Origin of the sequence: Ruminococcus sp. MCC718, assembly GCF_018783905.1 — a bacterium.
GTDB lineage: Bacteria > Bacillota > Clostridia > Lachnospirales > Lachnospiraceae > Hominisplanchenecus > Hominisplanchenecus faecis.
Map to the genome: position 1 here is coordinate 1 of NZ_WQNP01000111.1, position 1,837 is coordinate 1,837.

The following is a 1,837-nucleotide window of genomic DNA, read 5'->3' on the forward strand; positions in this document are numbered from 1 at the left end:
GGCGAAGGGCGGCTAACAGGCGAGCGAACCGAACAGGAAACGCAGCGTGTCAGGAGATTGTTTTCGGATCATCATGGCGTCATATTTTACGTATAAGTTTTCTTAAGGCCCATCTTCTTGCCCTTCGGACAAGAAGCATCCCTCGCTCTAAAGAGCTCGGTCAATTTTTATTTGGATGTTTTTGAAAAAGAAACAAAAAGGTTGACACGCATCACATACGCAAGTATAATAAACACAAACAAAATCAATACATCAAATCTTATTCGATATTCTATGCCATTCGGCAGGAAAATCCACAAATCAAAAGCCTGCACGAAGCGGCTGAAAAATTATGTAATGGCATCTTTTGGTCTAATACGATTGTACGAGAGGAAATCTCGATACAGTTCAAGGTATTTGCGGAAAATGTAAAAATACAGCTCAGATACAAAACAGATGGCTTCGTATACAGGTAAAAATACAGAAAAAGGAGCGAAGCCTATGGGACAAAAAGATATTACAGAAAAGGTATTGGAAGATTATAATGATGTTTTTGCAGATATCATAAATGGATTACTATTTGGCGGGGAACAGGAGATTAAACCGGAGGATCTGGAAAATACAACCGTTCATGCACAGTATAAGGCAGAAGATGACAAGGTTCATGAACTGGAGCGTGATATTGCAAAATACTGGAAGGATGAGAAGGTGGAACTTGCAATCTGTGGAATTGAAAATCAGAGTATCGTGGAGAAGAATATGCCGTTTCGCATCATTGGATACGATGGGTCGGCATATCGGAATCAGTTACAGCAGGAAAGAAGAAAAATGCTGCCGGTGGTGACAATTGTATTGTATTTCGGGACAGACAGGCATTGGAACAGCAGAAAAAAGATTAAAGAACTGATGGAAGTCCCGCAATGTCTGGATAGTTATGTAAATGATTACCAGATGCATGTTTTTGAGGTTGCATGGCTGACAGAAGAGCAGATCAGTCATTTCCGCAGTGATTTCAAAGTGGTGGCAAATTTTTTTGTACAGAAAAGAAAAAACAGAGATTATATACCGGATGATCCAACAGAGATCAGGCATGTGGATGAAGTGCTGAAGCTTTTGTAGGTCATGACAGGAGATAAGCGTTATGAGGAAATTTTCAGGAAAAAGAAGAAAGGAGTCCGGAGTATGTGTGATGTGGCAGAAAGACTGGAAAAAATGGGGATAGAAAAAGGAATAGAGATTGGCAGGAGTGAGGGAGAAATAAAAGGAAAAATGTTGGTGTATAAAAATTTGTGTAAGGAAGGATTTGACGAGAAAGAAGCCAGAAGACTTGCGGAGTTGCCAGAAAATATAATTCCGGAACAGTAAAGCAAAACGAAGAATGCCTTGAATGGAAAAGGGATTAATGTTAGGACAATAAGGGGGAATCCTCGGCAATTCAATTACCGAGATGAAAGTGTAGGAGTGTGCATGTCTGCACATTGAAAATAATATAATAATCTCCCTGCTATTGACTCCAGTGACATTAATACCGTAACCGGCATAGAACCAAACGAAAATATGTTCGACTTTGTATTGCACATTTCCGTGCATTATGCTATACTATATGTATGAAAGAAAATCTAATACATTATAGAACTTGCGTGTGTAATATCAACTACCATATGGTATGGTCAGTGAAATACCGACGGAAGATATTAAACTCAGGAATTGAGGAATACCTAAAGGAACTGGTGCAGCAGATTGCTGAGGACAAGGGCTTTACTGTTTATTTATTTGAATGTGGTGAAGGAGACCATGTCCACTGCTTTGTAACAGCTCCACCAAAGCTGTCCATAACAGCAATCGTCAAGTATCTGAA

General features: G+C 39.5%; 3 protein-coding genes. All 3 read left to right on the top strand.

Annotated features, from left to right (window positions below; all coding sequences use genetic code 11):
• Positions 1-480: 480 nt before the first annotated feature.
• Positions 481-1,098, top strand: coding sequence for an Rpn family recombination-promoting nuclease/putative transposase (locus GPK60_RS09770; protein ID WP_215659727.1), 618 nt, complete (start codon positions 481-483; stop codon positions 1,096-1,098).
• 72 nt (positions 1,099-1,170) lie between these two features.
• Positions 1,171-1,344, top strand: coding sequence for a hypothetical protein (locus GPK60_RS09775; RefSeq protein ID WP_215659730.1), 174 nt, complete (start codon positions 1,171-1,173; stop codon positions 1,342-1,344).
• 236 nt (positions 1,345-1,580) lie between these two features.
• On the top strand, positions 1,581-1,837 hold a 257-nt coding region (gene tnpA, locus GPK60_RS09780; protein WP_346727757.1), incomplete at its 3' end, for an IS200/IS605 family transposase.